The organism is Massilia forsythiae (assembly GCF_012849555.1).
Taxonomy (GTDB): domain Bacteria; phylum Pseudomonadota; class Gammaproteobacteria; order Burkholderiales; family Burkholderiaceae_D; genus Telluria; species Telluria forsythiae.
This window is the reverse complement of sequence record NZ_CP051686.1, coordinates 14,970-30,732: the sequence shown is the minus strand read 5'-3', so window position 1 is coordinate 30,732 and position 15,763 is coordinate 14,970. Positions and strand designations below refer to the sequence as shown.

The 15,763-nt window shown below is 56.7% G+C and carries 9 protein-coding genes, 6 pseudogenes and 1 other annotated feature; of the genes and pseudogenes, 12 read left to right on the top strand and 3 right to left on the bottom strand.

Annotation, left to right across the window (positions count from 1 at the left end):
• Positions 1–59: 59 nt before the first annotated feature.
• The 4 genes and pseudogenes from HH212_RS26490 to HH212_RS26475 form a co-directional block, all read left to right on the top strand.
• On the top strand, positions 60–1,307 hold the full coding sequence (locus HH212_RS26490) for an IS256 family transposase (RefSeq protein WP_170205777.1): 1,248 nt from the start codon (positions 60–62) through the stop codon (positions 1,305–1,307).
• 48 nt (positions 1,308–1,355) lie between these two features.
• Positions 1,356–1,667: pseudogene (locus HH212_RS26485) on the top strand (integrase core domain-containing protein); the annotation flags it as partial.
• A 276-nt stretch (positions 1,668–1,943) separates the two neighbouring features.
• Positions 1,944–3,293 (top strand): MFS transporter, encoded by a 1,350-nt coding sequence (locus HH212_RS26480; RefSeq protein ID WP_229217791.1) that lies wholly within the window; start codon positions 1,944–1,946, stop codon positions 3,291–3,293.
• A 67-nt stretch (positions 3,294–3,360) separates the two neighbouring features.
• Positions 3,361–3,693: pseudogene (locus tag HH212_RS26475) on the top strand (hypothetical protein); the annotation flags it as partial.
• Positions 3,694–3,913: 220 nt separating this feature from the next.
• Here the strand turns inward: HH212_RS26475 and HH212_RS26470 are convergent.
• Entirely contained in the window at positions 3,914–4,222 is a 309-nt protein-coding gene (locus HH212_RS26470; RefSeq protein ID WP_170205733.1) for a hypothetical protein, read from the bottom strand.
• A 62-nt stretch (positions 4,223–4,284) separates the two neighbouring features.
• On the opposite strand from HH212_RS26470, the pseudogene HH212_RS26465 reads away from it, so the two are divergent.
• The 3 genes and pseudogenes from HH212_RS26465 to HH212_RS26455 all read left to right on the top strand — a co-directional run.
• Positions 4,285–5,214: pseudogene (locus HH212_RS26465) on the top strand (IS3 family transposase); the annotation flags it as partial.
• Positions 4,563–4,679: a sequence feature (AL1L pseudoknot), on the top strand. It overlaps the preceding pseudogene by 117 nt.
• Positions 5,215–5,277: 63 nt before the next feature.
• Complete coding sequence (locus HH212_RS26460; protein WP_170203843.1) at positions 5,278–6,654, top strand: IS30 family transposase; 1,377 nt, start codon at positions 5,278–5,280, stop codon at positions 6,652–6,654.
• A 4-nt stretch (positions 6,655–6,658) separates the two neighbouring features.
• Positions 6,659–6,961 (top strand): annotated as a pseudogene (locus tag HH212_RS26455) (integrase core domain-containing protein); the annotation flags it as partial.
• A gap of 1 nt (position 6,962) precedes the next feature.
• Here HH212_RS26455 and HH212_RS26450 read toward each other — a convergent pair.
• Positions 6,963–8,417 (bottom strand): serine hydrolase domain-containing protein, encoded by a 1,455-nt coding sequence (locus tag HH212_RS26450; protein WP_170205732.1) that lies wholly within the window; start codon positions 8,415–8,417, stop codon positions 6,963–6,965.
• Between the two features lie 753 nt (positions 8,418–9,170).
• Here HH212_RS26450 and HH212_RS26445 point away from each other — a divergent pair.
• From HH212_RS26445 to HH212_RS26425, 4 genes and pseudogenes are all read left to right on the top strand, one after another.
• Positions 9,171–9,770: a recombinase family protein gene (locus HH212_RS26445; RefSeq protein ID WP_170205731.1), complete on the top strand. Its 600-nt coding sequence runs from the start codon at positions 9,171–9,173 to the stop codon at positions 9,768–9,770.
• A gap of 89 nt (positions 9,771–9,859) precedes the next feature.
• A pseudogene (locus HH212_RS26440) lies at positions 9,860–10,840 on the top strand (DUF4158 domain-containing protein); the annotation flags it as partial.
• Between the two features lie 61 nt (positions 10,841–10,901).
• Positions 10,902–11,788 (top strand): annotated as a pseudogene (locus tag HH212_RS27580) (IS3 family transposase); the annotation flags it as partial.
• Between the two features lie 67 nt (positions 11,789–11,855).
• Positions 11,856–13,232, top strand: a complete 1,377-nt coding sequence (locus HH212_RS26425; protein WP_170203843.1) for an IS30 family transposase — start codon at positions 11,856–11,858, stop codon at positions 13,230–13,232.
• A 93-nt stretch (positions 13,233–13,325) separates the two neighbouring features.
• On the opposite strand, the gene HH212_RS26420 is transcribed toward HH212_RS26425, so the two are convergent.
• Positions 13,326–14,264, bottom strand: coding sequence for an IS5 family transposase (locus tag HH212_RS26420; protein ID WP_170205728.1), 939 nt, complete (start codon positions 14,262–14,264; stop codon positions 13,326–13,328).
• Between the two features lie 439 nt (positions 14,265–14,703).
• Here HH212_RS26420 and HH212_RS26415 point away from each other — a divergent pair, with 439 nt between their 5' ends.
• Positions 14,704–15,036, top strand: a complete 333-nt coding sequence (locus tag HH212_RS26415) for an H-NS histone family protein (protein WP_170205727.1) — start codon at positions 14,704–14,706, stop codon at positions 15,034–15,036.
• The last annotated feature ends 727 nt before the right edge of the window (positions 15,037–15,763 follow it).

Genomic DNA, 15,763 nt, shown 5'->3' with positions numbered 1-15,763 from the left:
TTTCTGTGTGAAGCGGGGTCATGAAATAATGCCGAAAGGACTGTTCCATGACCGAAGTGATGACCACCAAGAAGCCCAAGAAACAAAAAGCTGCGTACCCGTTTCCCGTCGAGCTGATCGACCAGTTGCTGGCTCAGGTTGAGAACAAGGACGCCGAGTCGATCCTTGGCGAATCCGGCCTGGCCGGGCAACTCAAGAAAATGCTGGCAGAGCGCATGCTGTCGGCCGAGCTGAGTCACCATCTGGCCAACGAAGAGCAAGGCAGCAAAAACCACCGCAACGGCAGCAGCCCGAAGAAAGTGCTGACGCCAGGCGGCGAGCTCAATCTGGACATTCCACGCGATCGCCTGTCGAGCTTCGAGCCCAAGTTGGTGGCCAAACATCAGCGCCGAATGTCCGGTTTTGATGATCATGTGATCAGCATGTACGCGCGCGGGATGAGCGTGCGCGAGATCCAGGCGCACTTGCTGGAGTTGTATGGCACCGAGGTATCGCCGGACCTGATTTCGACCATCACCGACGAGGTGCTCGAAGAGGTCGCGCAGTGGCAGCAACGGCCGCTCGAAGCGATGTATCCGATCGTGTATTTCGACGCGTTGCGCCTGAAGATCCGGGACGAAGGCACGGTCAAGAACAAGGCCGTGTACCTGGCCCTGGGCATTCGTGCCGATGGCTGCAAGGAAGTACTGGGCCTGTGGATCGAACAAACCGAAGGCGCCAAGTTCTGGCTGAAGGTTTTCAATGAACTCAAGAACCGTGGACTGGACGATATCCTGATCGCCGTCGACGGCCTGCGCGGCTTCCCGGAAGCCATTGAAGCCGTTTATCCGCAGGCGCAAATCCAGACCTGCATTGTGCACCTGATCCGCAATTCGACGACGCTTGCGGCGTGGAAGGACCGTAAGGAGTTGGCAGCAGCGCTCAAGCCGATCTACCACGCTGCCAATGCCGATCTGGCTGAAGCGGCGCTGGATGCGTTTGCAGCAGGCCCATGGGGTACGAAGTTCCCCACCGTGGCCGCCATGTGGCGTCGCCAATGGCAGCAGGTGATTCCCTTCTTCGCCTACCCGCCGGAAGTACGCACGATCATCTACACGACCAACGCCATCGAAAGCCTGCATATGCGCCTTCGGAAGATCGTCAAGAATCGCGGCCACTTCCCGAGTGACGAGGCCGCGAACAAATTGTTATTCCTGGCCTTGCGCAATATCGAGAAAGATTGGAAGATGCCGCAGCGTACCTGGAAGCAGGCTGCCAACCAGTTCGCCATCATGTTCGGCGAGCGCTTCACGAACGCAATTATCTAACTACGAATTCTGGCCCCGCACACAGAATTTCTGACAGGTCCGGACTGGATTCATCACTCTGACCGCGGCAGCCAGTATTGCGCTCATGATTACCAAGAACTGGTTAAACAATTTGGCATGCAAGCATCCATGTCTCGTCGGGGAAACTGCTATGACAACGCCCCGATGGAAAGCTTCTGGGGGAGCCTCAAAAACGAGCTGATACACCATCAGCGTTACGCCACTCGGGCCGATGCACAGGCCGCTATACAGGAATACATCGAGAGCTTCTACAACCGCCAACGGCGCCACTCGCGCCTCGGCTACATTCCGCCGGCTGCATTTGCTGAGGAATTCAGCAGGCAACAGCAGGCAGCTTGAAACAAGAGTGTCCACTATTGACAGTACACCTCAGATCTTAATAACTGCATACGAACAAACGTCGCGTATGAGCCGATTGATTAGCACAGGTTATGAAGACATACGGATTTTCCACTCTAATCAATGTTCAAAGGTTTCCCTATAGTTGTCCCATCATTCGCTATCGAACAGCACACCATGACCGTCCACGCCACTGGCACCAGCTTGCAGCACCAAACAACTCCTTCCTGTACCAGTATGCGCCCAGTAAATCGGAGTGCCATCCTCGCGATCATCATGATCAGCTACATGATGATCGTTCTTGACACGTCGGTCGTCATTGCCGGCTTGCCCAAAATTCACGCCGAGCTCGGCTTTACCGATGCGGGCCTCTCTTGGGTATCGAATGCATATACGCTGGTTTTCGGAGGTTTCCTGCTGCTGGGAGCCCGTGCTGGCGACATCCTTGGCCGACGCCGCTTGTTCATCGTTGGCTTGGCTGTATTTGTGGTGTCCTCGCTCCTGATCGGCATAGCGACCACTCCTGTCATGCTGATCGGCGCACGTGCCGTCCAAGGGTTCGGCTCCGCGATCCTCGCACCTTCCACGCTGGCACTGTTGCAAACCAACTTCCCGGCGGGTCCCGAGCGTACGCGGGCGGTCGCTTACTATGCGTCGGCTGCGGGTATTTCGGCGAGCATAGGCCTCGTGCTGGGCGGATTTCTCGCTGATTGGTTGTCCTGGCGCGTCGGATTCTTCATCAACGTGCCGATTGGTATTGGCCTCATCGTGGCCGCCCTGCGCAACATCGATGAGACCGAACTACACACTGGCGTCTTCGACCTTGCTGGCGCAGTCACGTCGACCCTGGGCATGACTGCGCTCGTATTCGGTATCGTCCATTCCGCGGCTACCGGATGGTTGGATCTGTCTACGGTGCTGCCCGTGCTGTTCGGTGTCGTTCTGCTCGCCATCTTTGTCTTGACTGAATGGCGGGCCAAACAACCGATCATGCCGCTACGCCTCTTCGCCAGCCGCGAACGATCGGGAGCATACGTCGTCCGGATGCTGTTCCTCGGCGCGAACGTCGGTTTCTTCTTCTTTTCCACCCAGTTCATGCAAGGGGTATTGGGTTACAGCCCGGCCCGAACCGGCATGGCCTTTCTGCCGGCGATGATCGTGAACTTTCTCGCCGCGCTCGCCGCTCCCCGCATGATCGCCAGGTTCGGCGGCCGCAACGTCATGCTCGGCAGCATGCTCATCGGATTCCTCGGCCTTGCATGCCTCGCCAACGTGTCGGTAGAGACACGCTATCTCACCGGCCTAGCCATACCGATGTTATTGATCGGCTTAGGACAAGGCGGCACGCTGGGTCCGCTAACCTCCTCAGGTATCGCCAACGTGGCGCCGAAGGATGCAGGGGCCGCTTCCGGCCTTGTCAACGCAGCGCACCAGCTTGGCATGTCGCTCGGATTGGGCGTGCAGATCGCGGTTTCGGTACTCGGCGCCGATACGCTGGCGGGCAAGGTACTGCTCACCCATAGGATCGGGAACGCCATGGCGTGCGCCGCCACCATGGTTGTCGTCGCGCTACTCGTCGCTGCTGCCACTGCAGGGAAAAAGACTGCCGATACGCGCACGTCGTGATGCGTCTTCGGCCCGGCTCCAGGATTGAATACCAACGACACCGATTCACATGACAGGAGAATCTCAGATGGAAAAACAGAAGGATTTGCTAGCAAGGCGCCGCGGGTTTTTGATTACATCGGGCGCCTTGGCTGCGACACCGCTTGCCGCTCACGCGGCCGGGCAAACGTCACAGGGCAAAACGGGCGCCGTCTCGCCTGGGTCGTCGGCGCCGATCGGACGTCGAAAGCTCGGCCGACTGGAAGTATCCAGTGTCGGTCTCGGGGTCCAGAACATGAGCCGCACCTATCAGACAACGGTACCCAGCCGTCCCGAAATGCTCGACATCATCCGGAACGCCTTCGACCGGGGTGTCACCTTCTACGACGCCGCAGAGGCTTATGGGCCACATGAAGTGGAACACGCCCATGACGGAATTTCCACAGATTTGGACAACGGTGCACTTCTGTTTGGTCATCGCTCAAGGGCCTCAACCCACCCTTACCAGCCTATCGGCAATGCGCGATGTGGAACTAGGTTGTAGTTCAACCGCATCGTTTCAATTTCCGTCATTCCGGCGAACTGGAAACGATACTTACGTGGGAACCTTAGATCCCGCTTGCGCAGGATTGACGCCGGTATCAACGAGGCTTGGCTGGCCTGAGGTCGACACGGGTGAATTGCAGGTTCCATGCCCGGCTGGCGCCAAGTGAGAATCCAGTGCAACCGGACTCCGGGCTGCATTGATACTTGAGACTGACGCCCCCAAACGGGAAACTGGCGCTGAATTCTTCCTTTCCCTTCGCATCGAGGAGAACCATGCCGCGCGGGTAAGTCAGCGTCAAGCCGTCCTTCCCTAACGCGACCATATACAGCACGTGCAGCTCATCGCTGTAAAACGCGCCCTCGAACTTGGCCAGCGCTTCCGCCGGGGGCACTTGACGCGTCACCCGGCGCGCGGGTGAACCGCCCCGGATTTTGTAGAGGCTCCATTGTTTGAGAGAATGGAGTCATGAAGAAGCAACCCAAGTATTCCCCCGAAGTCATCGAGCGCGCCGTGCGCATGGTCAGTGAGGCCGCCAGCGAGTACAGCTCGCAGTGGGCGGCGATCGAATCCATCGCAGCCAAGATCGGCTGTACACCTGAAACGCTGCGTCTCTGGGTGCGCCAGCAAGAGCGTGATACCGGCCAACGCCCAGGCCCTACCACCGCCGAAGAGGAGCGCATCAAGGCGTTGGAGCGAGAGGTGCGCGAGCTGCGCAAGGCGAACGAGATCCTGCGTCTGGCGAGTGCGTTTTTCGCCCAGGCGGAGCTCGGCCGCCACTTCAAGCCGTGAGGGCATTTATCGACCAGTACCGCCATGCCTACGGTGTCGAGCCGATCTGCAAGGTTATGCAGGTCGCGCCGTCGGGCTACTGGCGTTATGCAGCGCAGCAGCGCAATCCGGCGTTGCGCTGTGCACGAGTCCAGCGCGACGATGTGCTGAGCATCGATATTGAGCTGGTCTGGCAAGCAAACCTGCAGGTCTACGGTGCCGACAAAGTGTGGCGTCAACTGCGACGTGAGGGAACCGAGGTGGCCCGCTGCACAGTGGAGCGCCTGATGCGCAAGGCTGGTCTGCGTGGCGTCATGCGTGGCAAGGTTGTGCGCACGACGGTTGCCGATGCGAAGGCGCCGTGTCCGCTTGATCGGGTCGACCGCCAGTTCAAGGCGCAGCGGCCGAACCAGCTGTGGGTCAGCGATTTTACGTACGTCTCGACCTGGCAGGGCTTCGTCTATGTCGCTTTCGTGATCGACGTCTTCGCCCGGCGCATCGTCGGCTGGCGGGTCAGCAGCTCGATGCGGACCGACTTCGTGCTTGACGCCCTGGAGCAGGCGCTGTACGCCCGTCAGCCCGAACGAAACGAGCTGGTCCACCACAGCGACAGGGGCTCGCAAGGCGGATTCAACCAGTCGTCGCAACACCTTTATCGAGAGGGTGTTTATGGGACGACCAGCAGGATGGATGCACAAGTTGACAGGGCGAGGAGCAATGCGCTCACCAGGGGCGCCGTCGCATCGCCGAGAAACCGAGCGGCGATTCTGGGAGCAAATAGCGACGGGTATTACAACTGAGAAGGCTGCTGAGGCGGTTGGCGTATCGCAGGCAGTTGGGGCGCGCTGGTTTCGTCATAATGGCGGCATGCCACTTTCCATGTTGAGTCCAATATCTAAAAGATACCTGTCTTTCACAGAGCGAGAAGAGATTGGCCTTCTTTCGTGTCAAGGTATCGGAATCCGAGAGATTGCTCGCCAGATCGGCCGCAGTGCATCAACGGTCTCCCGAGAACTAAGACGTAATGCTGCTACACGCTGCGGCCGACTTGAGTATCGAGCTTCGGTTGCGCAGTGGAAGGCCGAACTCGTTGCTAGAAGACCCAAGCCTTCGAAACTGGTGACGAATCAACGGTTGCACGACTATGTTCAAGGCCGCTTGCAGGGACAGGTTCGCGACGCTGATGGCCATGACATTTCTGGGCCGGAATCGGCACCGTTCATAGGAAGAAACAAGCCACATCGCGGCGACCGTAAATGGGTCACTGGTTGGTCGCCTGAACAGATTTCCAACCGCCTGCGGACTGACTTTCCGGATGACGAATCCATGCGCATCTCTCACGAAGCCATCTACCAAGCACTCTATATCCAAGGCCGAGGAGCTCTTAAGCGCGAGCTGGTTAGTTGTCTGCGCACTGGGCGGGCATTACGCATGCCGAGGACGAGAGCACAAGCCAAAGCCTGGGCACACGTGAGCGAGGATGTAATGATCTCCAACCGGCCTGCAGAAGTCCAAGATCGTGCCGTGCCGGGACATTGGGAAGGCGACCTGATCATCGGTTTGAATCGGTCGGCCATCGGAACGCTGGTCGAGCGATCAAGCCGATTTACCATGCTTGTCCATCTGCCTCGCGAGGAAGGCTACGGTTTGATACCCAAGACAAAGAATGGCCCTGCGCTAGCTGGCTACGGAGCTGTCACAATGGCCAACGCGCTCAGTAATACCGTCGCTGACATGCCGGCCCTTTTGTGGCAGTCATTGACTTGGGATCGTGGAAAAGAACTGTCTGATCACGCGCGATTCACGGTCGAGTCTGGGGTAAAGGTCTTCTTTGCCGATCCGCACAGTCCATGGCAACGCGGCACAAACGAAAATACGAACGGCCTCTTGCGGCAGTACTTCCCAAAAGGTACTGATTTATCTCGGTGGAGCGCCCGCGAACTCCACGCCATTGCCAATACACTCAATTCTAGGCCCCGTAAAACACTTGGTTGGAAGACGCCGGCCGAAGCACTGGACGAGTACCTAAAATCTGTACAACAATATAGTGTTGCGACGACCGGTTGAATCCGCCCAATATGCGTCGATAAAGTACAGCGAACGCCTGGCAGAAGCCGGCATCGAGCCATCTGTGGGAAGCAAGGGCGACAGTTACGACAACGCCCTGGCCGAGACCATCAACGGGCTCTACAAGGCCGAGCTGATCCACCGTCGCGCCCCCTGGAAAACGCGTGAAGCCGTCGAACTGGCCACGCTGGAATGGGTATCCTGGTTTAACCACCACCGGCTGCTCGAACCACTCGGCTATATACCGCCAGCAGAAGCTGAGGCAAACTATTACAAGCAACTGAGCAGTCAAGCCGTCCCGGCCTGACTCACACTAACCGGCCTCCACGAAAGCCGGGGCGGTTCACGGGCATATCAACTCCGCCCTGGTGGAGGACGCCACCGGCGACGACGCCATCCTTCCCCGGCGCATCGAAGGTGAACTGGGCATTAATTGCCTTCGCAAAGAAGCTGCGCTCACCATAAGCGAAGACGCGTATCCGGGCCTGGCCCGTGCCTTGTGCCCACAGATATCCATTTTCCTTGGTGAAATGGACGCCTTCGACGCCCGACTGCGGCGGCAGCGCGTAATACCCGACTAGCGCATCCAGGCCTGCCGGGTCGAATGCGACTTCCCTGAACCTTCTTTCTGGCGACATCGGTGCGGCAGGCGCTGCAGGTGCTACGTGGTCCAGGTAGATGTCGGCAATTTTGCGCACCAGTTCGTCTTTGTCGAGATCCGACGAATTAGCAAGCACGACGACAGAGAAATGCTGGTCGGGAAAACGCGTCAGCTGAGTGTGAAAGCCCCTGATATCACCGCCATGCTTGACGATGCGCCGGCCCCGATAGGCATCGATTACCAGAGCCGACGCGTAGTTGTTAGACTGGCCGTTGCCGAGCTTGCCCGGCACTTGCATTTGCGCGAGTAGGTCGATGCCGCCGACCCGGCCGTCATAGAAATTCCGGTCCCACAGGGCCAGATCGCCCGCTGTTGTGACGACGCCGCCTGCGCCATCGGCCGCCTCGCAGACCGCCGCGTTGTCGTAGCCGCCAGCCCCGGACGGCAGATAGGAAAGCACACGCTGCGGCACGAGCGTACCGCAGCCATTCTGGAATTGCGTGTGCTTCATCCCGAGTGGATCGAAGATGCGCACGCGTGCGAACTCGGCCAGCGGCATGCCGGACACGCGCTGGATGATCTGCCCCAGCAGTAGATAGCCCGTGTTGGAATAGGCATATTCGTGGCCAGGCGCGAAGTTCAGTGCGCGCTGACGTTTCACCAGAGCGAGTACGTCTTCCTGCGTAATGACCGCGTCCGTGCCCGCTCCCTTTAAAAACATCAGCTCGAAGTAGTCACGCAAGCCGCTCGTATGGTGCAGCAATTGGCGGATCGTGATGGCTTTCCCAAAATCCGGCACTTCCGGCACGTACTTCCGGATGTCATCGTCCAACGCCAGTTTACCGTCTTGCGCCAGCAGGTAGATCGACAACGCGGTGAACTGCTTGGAGTTCGAACCGATGGCGAAGCTTGCGCTTGGCGTCATCGGTACATTGTGCTCCAGATCGGCGTACCCGTAGCCCTTGCTCAACACAACTTTTCCGGCACGGATCACTTCGACCACCGCACCTGGCATGCCTGGCCGATCCCAGGCGGCGAAGAGTGAGTCAACCATTAGGTCTGGCGCTTGGCTAAGTTGGGCGTTCGTCGCACGGGCTGCACTAACCATGGTTGAAGACGCCAAGACGGTGAACATGGTCGCAAGCAGGGTGATACGTCTCATCGCGAAGTCCTTTCGTTAGCTCAATGGTCGCAGTATGGCATAGTTTTTGAACAAATATTTCCAAAACAGGTAATTTATTTTGCTACTTAATCGCAAATTAAATGCCGTTAGATCGCAGCATAGATATTGACATACTGGTAACAAGCAGCGCCAAGGCTGGAAGCTTTGTCCGGTAATCGGTCCATGCTCCTGAAGCCACTTCTTCCATGGTCTGGCAAAGCCACCAGAAGTCGAACTAATGCATGTCACTAGTAGAGGGAGCGAAAGGATGAGCGAATCGGCCGGACGGCGAAGGGCGAATCCAACGACCTCGGCGTCCGCCTATATGATTCTGCAGATGGGCATGTCGCTCGTTGTAAGACGTGATGGACCAATTATGTCCGCTGCTGGCCGAGGCTGTGCAAAAAACGCAAACCGGGAGGCGCAGCGCCGGACCCGACCTCTTAAAACGGCCGCTCCTGCGTTTTCCCGACGTCGGAACAGTAAATAGGCCCGTGAAAATGCGCGAATCTCGCGTTTTTGCACAGCCACGGCCGATTGCGATCCTTCGACCACGCAGTACACCTCGGCAAGACTGCAGACTCCGGCGTTTAGTCAGCCGGGCCTCCGTCAAGTGACGATCATATAGTTAATTCGACTGAGTACGAAAACAACGGTTACATACATGGTCGTTTTTTGGTGTACGAAAAATAGATGATGAGGGTATCGGACATGCCGTACAATTAGTACTCCTATTTCGTACGGTTTTCGTGTATGTCCCGCACTTTCATTTATGCAAGAGTCAGCACCGTTGACCAGAACACAGATAACCAGATTCGGGAGATCGAGTCGGCTGGCTTTGCCGTAAATAAACGGCGAATCGTATGCGAGAGCATCAGTGGAAGCGTTGCCGCCGCTGAGCGTCCGCAGTTCGCTCGTTTGCTTGACCGCTTGGAGCCTGGAGATGTGCTGATTGTTACGAAGCTAGACCGGTTGGGCCGTAACGCCATGGATGTGCGTGCCACGGTAGAGCAACTGGCCGCAGATTCTGTTCGTGTGCATTGCTTAGCGCTCGGCGGTGTAGATCTGACAAGCGCAGCGGGCAAGATGACTATGAGCGTGCTTAGCGCGGTTGCAGAATTCGAACGCGACCTGTTGATCGAGCGCACCCAGGCCGGTATCGCACGCGCACGTGCCGAAGGAAAAGTTTTGGGTCGTCCGTCAGCGCTGACTAAGGCGCAGCAAGTTGATGCAATCGGCCGCCTGGCAGCGGGGGACTCCGTTGCAAAGGTCGCTCGTGATTTTGGTACCACTCGCCAGTCCATCATGCGGGTGCGGGCCAAACATGTTTCAGTCGGTGCAAGTGACTCCTGACATTCGGGCAGTCGCCTTGTAAAAACGACTGCGGCCATTTGATTGCGCAAACGAACGTTTGCGCAATCGTCTATCGTCCAGGAGCCCGTATGCCCCGCCGTTCCATTCTGTCCGCCGCTGAGCGCGACAACCTGATGGCCTTGCCCGAAGGGGAAGACGATCTGATTCGGCACTACAGCTTTACCGAGTCCGATTTATCCCTGATCCGGCAGCGTCGCGGCGACGCCAACCGTCTTGGCTTCGCTGTTCAGCTTTGCCTGCTGCGTTACCCGGGACACGCCATGGCCAGCGAGATGCCGGTGCCGAACGCGGTAATCGACTGGATTGCTCGGCAGATACGCAGCGACGCCACCGTATGGTCGAAGTATGGCGCGCGCGATGAAACGCGACGTGAGCACCTTCAGGAACTCCGCGTCTACCTCGGTTTGTCCGCATTTGGCCTGCCAGACTTCCGCACGCTGGTCCATAGCCTAGGTGACCTCGCCATGCAGACCGACAAAGGGCTGGTACTCGCGGCGCAAGCTTTGGACATATTACGGCAGCGCCGCATTATTCTGCCAGCGATGTTGGTCATCGAACGGGCCTGCGCGGAAGCGGTGACGCGCGCCAACCGGCGCATCTACCGGCAACTGCTTGAACCGCTGCAGTCGCACCATCTGCGCGGATTGGACAACCTGCTCAACGTCGCACCGGATACCAATGTCACCTGGCTGGTATGGCTGCGCCAGTCGCCGTTGAGACCGAATTCCCGCTATGTGCGGGAGCACATTGAACGCCTCAAGATATTCCAGTCGCTCGCTTTGCCGGACGGGATCGGCCTCCAGATCCACCAGAACCGACTCCTGAAGATGGTGCGGGAAGGCGCCCAGATGACGCCGCGTGATCTGGGTGATTTCGAGGACGAGCGACGTTACGCGACCCTGGTTGCCCTTGTGATCGAGGGCATGGCCACCGTTATCGATGAGCTGATCGATTTGCACGACCGGATCATGGTCAAACTTTTCAGCGCCGCTAAAAACAAGCATCAGCAGGAGGTCCAAAAACAGGGCAAGGCGTTTAATGACAAGGTATGAGGTAGCCTGAGATTTTCGGACACTCTTGTTTGGTAGAGTTGCACCGACAGGAGCCTTTATGAAGAAATTGAAGAAGACGTACTCCACCGCGCTGCGCGAAGAAGCTGTGAAGCTGGTTTTGACGCAGGGCCTTTCGATCGAACAGGCAGCTGCCAGCGTGAGCATTCCCAAGGGGACGCTTGCTAATTGGGTAGCAGCGGCCCGCCGTGGTCCATCAGAAGTGACGCCGCCCGGCAGCCGTACCGTGGCCGAACTGGAAGCTGAAAATGCGAGGCTGCGCAAGGAGCTGGCCGCGACGAAAATGGAGCGAGATATCGTAAAAAAAGCGGCAGCGTACTTTGCGCAGGAGTCGCTGCCAGGTACGCGTGGATAAAGACGGTGCGACTCGAATTTCCCGTAACGATGCTGTGCAAGGTCTTGGGCGTATCGCGCAGTGGTTTCTATGATTGGCTGGACGCCAAGCCATCGGCACGAGCGCAAGAAGACGGTCGACTGAAAGTGTTGATCACGGCTGCGCACCGGCAAAGCCGCGAGACCTATGGCACGCGGCGCGTCAAGCAAGAACTGGCCGCGCAGGGCCACGACGTCGGACGTGATCGTATTGGACGACTGCGCAGGGAGCTCGAATTGTGCTGCAAGCAGCGGCGTAAATTCGTGGCGACGACCAACTCCAGGCACGATCTTCCGGTGGCCGAGAATCTGCTGGAACAGCGGTTCACGCCAACGCGGCCGGGCGAACTCTGGGTCACGGATATCACCTACATTCCAACCGCTGAAGGCTGGCTGTATCTGGCTGGCCTGAAGGATGTCTTCACCTGTGAGATTGTCGGCTACGCGATGAGCGAGCGCATGACGCAGGATCTGACGGCGCAAGCGCTGTGGAGGGCTGTTGCCAACAAACGCCCAGTGCCGGGTCTGATCCACCATTCGGACCGGGGCAGCCAAGGCGGATTCAACCAGTCGTCGCAACACCTTTATCGAGAGGGTGTTTATGGGACGACCAGCAGGATGGATGCACAAGTTGACAGGGCGAGGAGCAATGCGCTCACCAGGGGCGCCGTCGCATCGCCGAGAAACCGAGCGGCGATTCTGGGAGCAAATAGCGACGGGTATTACAACTGAGAAGGCTGCTGAGGCGGTTGGCGTATCGCAGGCAGTTGGGGCGCGCTGGTTTCGTCATAATGGCGGCATGCCACTTTCCATGTTGAGTCCAATATCTAAAAGATACCTGTCTTTCACAGAGCGAGAAGAGATTGGCCTTCTTTCGTGTCAAGGTATCGGAATCCGAGAGATTGCTCGCCAGATCGGCCGCAGTGCATCAACGGTCTCCCGAGAACTAAGACGTAATGCTGCTACACGCTGCGGCCGACTTGAGTATCGAGCTTCGGTTGCGCAGTGGAAGGCCGAACTCGTTGCTAGAAGACCCAAGCCTTCGAAACTGGTGACGAATCAACGGTTGCACGACTATGTTCAAGGCCGCTTGCAGGGACAGGTTCGCGACGCTGATGGCCATGACATTTCTGGGCCGGAATCGGCACCGTTCATAGGAAGAAACAAGCCACATCGCGGCGACCGTAAATGGGTCACTGGTTGGTCGCCTGAACAGATTTCCAACCGCCTGCGGACTGACTTTCCGGATGACGAATCCATGCGCATCTCTCACGAAGCCATCTACCAAGCACTCTATATCCAAGGCCGAGGAGCTCTTAAGCGCGAGCTGGTTAGTTGTCTGCGCACTGGGCGGGCATTACGCATGCCGAGGACGAGAGCACAAGCCAAAGCCTGGGCACACGTGAGCGAGGATGTAATGATCTCCAACCGGCCTGCAGAAGTCCAAGATCGTGCCGTGCCGGGACATTGGGAAGGCGACCTGATCATCGGTTTGAATCGGTCGGCCATCGGAACGCTGGTCGAGCGATCAAGCCGATTTACCATGCTTGTCCATCTGCCTCGCGAGGAAGGCTACGGTTTGATACCCAAGACAAAGAATGGCCCTGCGCTAGCTGGCTACGGAGCTGTCACAATGGCCAACGCGCTCAGTAATACCGTCGCTGACATGCCGGCCCTTTTGTGGCAGTCATTGACTTGGGATCGTGGAAAAGAACTGTCTGATCACGCGCGATTCACGGTCGAGTCTGGGGTAAAGGTCTTCTTTGCCGATCCGCACAGTCCATGGCAACGCGGCACAAACGAAAATACGAACGGCCTCTTGCGGCAGTACTTCCCAAAAGGTACTGATTTATCTCGGTGGAGCGCCCGCGAACTCCACGCCATTGCCAATACACTCAATTCTAGGCCCCGTAAAACACTTGGTTGGAAGACGCCGGCCGAAGCACTGGACGAGTACCTAAAATCTGTACAACAATATAGTGTTGCGACGACCGGTTGAATCCGCCTTGGCTGCCCCGGTCCGAATGGTGGATCAGACCGGCTTTGTTGCATAAATTGGCCTAGTTCGTAATTCCCCAAACCCCAAGCGGAATTACGGCATAGCCACCGGCATAGTAGTAGGCGTGCCCAACCGGGTGAACCGATTGAGGATAGCGGCACGGACCTGGAGCTCGGCGACTTGACGGTCGAAGTCACGCGCCATGACACGTTCACCGAGCAGCTTGAAGCAACGCATCTTGGTCTCCACAAGGCTGCGCCGATGATAGCCGCTCCACTTTTTCCAGATTTTCCTGCCAAGCCGGCGCGTGGCTGTCAGGATAGCATTGCGGGCTTTGGCACCAGGGCACTGATCCTTCCATGGCTTGGCGTTTTTGCGAGTAGGGATAATCGCCTGCGCACCGCGTTGCGCAATCGCCTCGTGACAGCCTTTGGTGTCGTAGGCACCATCGCCGCTGACGCTCGCTATGGTTTCGCCGGCGGGAATCTGGCCGAGCAGGCACGGTAGTATCGGTGCATCGCCTGTGGCATTGTCAGTCACTTCGATGGCCCGGATTTCCAGCGTCGCCGCGTCAATTCCAAGGTGCACCTTGCGCCACTGACGACGGTAGTCGGCCCCATGTTTTTTGGTCTTCCATTCGCCTTCGCCCAGCATCTTGATGCCCGTACTGTCGACCAGCAGGTGCAATCTCGTTGTCGTCGGCTGCGCCTCGATCATCACCGAAAGATGCTTTTGGCGCCGGCTGACGGTGCTGAAGTCGGGCACCTGCCAGTCCACGCCGGCGAGCTTGAGCAGACTTTGCGCCATGCCCATCGCCTGACGAAGAGGCAGATTGAACAACCCCTTGATCGTCAGGCAGAACTGAATCGACGCGTCACTATATGTCGGGCTGCGCCCCCGCTTGCCGGTGGCATCTCCGTTCCAACGCATGTCTTTGTCGAGCCAGATCAGCAGGGAGCCGCGCGCCTTCAGCGCTGTGTTGTAGTCCTTCCAGTTGGTCGTTCGGTACTTTGGTTTTGCTGGGGCGCTCATGCCATCAGTTTACCCTGCGCCCACGCTCGACCGCTGTATGGACCGATTTGTGCAACAAAGCCCAGCACGATCGTAGTATCAAAACTTTGAGCTCGTCAACAGTATCATGGACATTTATCATATCTTTTCAAAGTTAATAGCGCTGCAGATCAGTGGCTAATGTCGCCGCGCATAGGGCCAAATACTATTGCCAGTTGTAGTACTTGACCATGATGCTGCTGAGCGTATAGCTCACACTTTGGTTCTTCCTTATGCTCAATAATGGCAATGTAACCAGGCTTATTCCTTCAATGAACTCATGATTGAATGGAGATCGCCAATCAGTTGGCGTGCTTAATCAGGCTTAACGCATGATTTGAATTTATTTTTACTGTATCTTTTAGCAGACTCCATAGTAGAATATTCTACCTAGTCTAGGCACAACTAAAGGAGTATATAGATGGCGAACATCGACTTGTCAAGTTACAGCCTGAGCGAGCTCAAAGGGCTCCAGCATGACATCGAAAAGGCGATAAAAGATCGTCAAGACCAAGGAGTGCAAAAGGCGCGTGAGCAAGTCCTTGCAATTGCCAAGGAAGCTGGCGTCTCTCTAGAAATTCTGTTTGGTAATCCAGCAAAGAAGTCAAAAAAAGAAGGTAATCAAAAGGTACAGCCTCAGTACGAAAATCCGGAAGATCCATCGCAGACCTGGACAGGCCGCGGCCGCCAGCCGCGGTGGATGGCTGATGGCTTGGCAAGTGGAAAACAACTCGATGATTTCCGAATCAAATAAGCTGAAATAATTTGGGAGCCAGGGTTAGCGTATGGATCCCGGCTTTCATTAAGATTAACATTTTTGTACTACAAGTACTATTTATTCAGAATACCGCAAGTTTGTAACGTTATTATTTATAATTGGTTACAGAAGACAAATCCGCCCCTCGAAGAGGGTACGACGAGTTGATTTGGGCGAAGTCCCATTTTGTAGCTAGGCCAAAGTACAGTACCGTCTGCCAGCAATACAGTCATTCTTGCAACTCGTTTTGTATAATTTACAAGTGACTTCAACATAGGATCTCAAGGGTTTGATTAGCGGAGCGCAGTAAAATCAGGTCAGCACAGATGACTTAGTTTCCTTAAATCAATTATTCTCGTCAAGAAATACTTGGCGTTCCTTGTAGTCTGTTGGATTTTACATTACGCGCCTGTCTGACAAGATAGACAATTAGTCGTGCCTATGCAGCTCAGTCTTAGCCAGATCATGGCAACCGCTACGCCGCACAGAGCATAGTCATCCTCTAGGAAGGGGCGCACGGGTGTTGAAGGGTTGCCGTGCAGTTCATGTGAGCTATGTGCGCGACCCTTGAATTACGTGCTGGCGATGGCGCCCAGCACCTCAATATATCCACCCAATCGTTATCCTGTAACATTCATCACAGGCCCGCGCGCCATTACTTTTAGTCTATATATTGCCTGATAATCCTAATTATCAATAAAGGCTTTATGCTAATCTTGGCGTG